We start from the raw sequence: 2,017 nt of genomic DNA on the forward strand, positions 1-2,017 counted from the left end.
TGTAGCAGTGCCCGGACCGCATCCCACTTCAAGAATGATCCCATCGGCAGGAAGTTGGGCTAACTCCACGGCACGGTTAATCAGTTGCTGAGGATAGCGTGGTCTAGCCTGGTCGTAAGCCTCTGCCACAGAAGAATACCAAATTTTTTTCTCTTCCAAGTCTTTAGAGTAGATAGCTTGGATTAGTTCTTTAATGTCTTTCATCTAGCAGTTTTAGTTTAGATGTAAACATAATATTGATGGAATAAGGGAACAGCGGATCTGGGAACAGGGAACAGGGTCAATATATAGCAATTTTAATAGTCATGAGCGACATTGCTTATCCTTTTAAGGCAAGAGGCAAAAGGCAAAAGGCAAGAGTCAAGAGGATTGTCAGGAAATCAGCCTGAAATAAGGCTGTACCTCATAATTGCGAAAACGCTATATTCGAGGATTTTATGATGTTAGGATAAATCAGGATTTGTTTTCACGTTATAAATGCTAGAGCCTGAGTGATTTGATAGTGGGAGCATTTTGCTCCCTAATCAATAGTATCAATCATGCTAAAGGAGTGGACAAAACTAGTAACGCATATATAGCATTTACAAAGGAATTGAAAAAAAGGAAGGTTTTTCGATTAGCAAAAGTACCTATATAGTTGATTAACTTTTGCCTATTGCCTTTTGCCTCTTGCCTTTCCTTAATGCTATAGTAACGCATCATGATTTACCATCACCCCAGTCCAACTAACTTTTCGCTCAATTCCCACAAGCGCTTAGCTTTAGAATCATCCATTGCTTCATTAGAAACTTCTTGAACAAAGGACTTACGACCTTCTTTTTGTCGATTACCCCAGCTCCAGTAAACACCGGATTTATTATAGTTAGGATCAGCAACTACTATTGCTAGTCTATCGCCTGCTAATTCCTGGGAGACATAGCCTTTAGTAATGTTTTTCTGGAACAATGGGAATAGTTTCTGGAACAGGGAATAGTGGTTGCGGAATAGAGCGGTTTCAGCAACACATCCTGGATAAAGGGAGCTGAAAACTATTCCGGTAGAGTCATGATAGCGCTGGTGCAGCTCTCGCATGGTCAGCATGTTACAGAGTTTGCTGTCTTTGTAAGCTTTGCCAGATTTAAAGGCTTTGCCATTAATCATTGAGATCGGGGGTTTGAATCCTTCTTCAAAACCCTTGAGGTCTCCCAGGTCTGGAGGTGCTGGAATCGGAATCTTTCCCCCCAATTCCTTGGGATTAGCAGTAACAGTTCCCACAATCACTAGCCTTGGCTGGGAAGAAGATGAACTCTTCAAATCCTCTAGCATTAGATTACACAGGAGGAAATGACCGAGGTGATTGGTAGCAACGCTCAATTCATATCCCTCGGGATTTCGCAACGGCTCCTTTAATAACGGCAGATAGATGGCAGCATTGCACACCAAGGCATCGAGGGTTCTGCCGGTTGCTCTGAAAGCATTCACAAACTGCCGGACACTGGCAAAACTAGCTAAGTCAATATATAGCGCTGTATAGCTGTCTTTTGGTATTCCCACCTCTTGGGCAGCTTTTTCCGCTTTATCCAGATTCCGACAAGCCATCACCACATGCCATCCCCAGGTTTTGGCAAGAGCTCTGGCGGCTTCCAAACCAACTCCCGAGGAGGCCCCTGTAATAATCACCGTTGACTTTTGATCGTTTTCCATTTTGTTTAAAATCGGTCAATTGATCGTAACTTTATTAGGCTCTCATAATAAGTTGCGATCAAAGATACTATCTTCGGTTACAGATTGAAGGTTACAGGTAGCCAGTTACAGGTTGAAGGTTACAGATTGAAGGTTACAGGTAGCCAGTTACAGGTTGAAGGTTACAGGTTGAAAGTTATAGGTTGAAAGTTACAGGTTGAAGGTTACAGGTTGAAGGTTACAGGTTGAAGGTTACAGGTTGAAGGTTCCAGTTTCTAAGCTTCAACCGGTTAACTTTAAACCGGTTAACCTACCCTACACCGAACGCCAAAGGCGAACAACCGATTAACCTTGG

General features: G+C 42.7%; 1 protein-coding gene and 1 pseudogene. Both read right to left on the bottom strand.

Annotated elements, in window-relative coordinates:
* Window positions 1–204, bottom strand: a pseudogene (locus F6K37_RS39795) (class I SAM-dependent methyltransferase); the annotation flags it as partial.
* 507 nt (window positions 205–711) lie between these two features.
* The gene (locus F6K37_RS39800) at window positions 712–1,683 is read right to left on the bottom strand and encodes a protochlorophyllide reductase (protein WP_287256780.1); all 972 of its coding nucleotides are present in this window, start codon (window positions 1,681–1,683) and stop codon (window positions 712–714) included.
* Window positions 1,684–2,017 lie beyond the last annotated feature (334 nt).

Origin of the sequence: Moorena sp. SIO4E2 (assembly GCF_010671945.1) — a bacterium.
GTDB classification, from domain to species: Bacteria; Cyanobacteriota; Cyanobacteriia; order Cyanobacteriales; family Coleofasciculaceae; genus Moorena; species Moorena producens.

What these genes read in the sequence shown, in the direction of transcription:
- F6K37_RS39800 (WP_287256780.1), bottom strand. Translation starts at nt 1,683, where the DNA reads ATGGAAAACGATCAAAAGTCAACGGTGATTATTACAGGGGCCTCCTCG.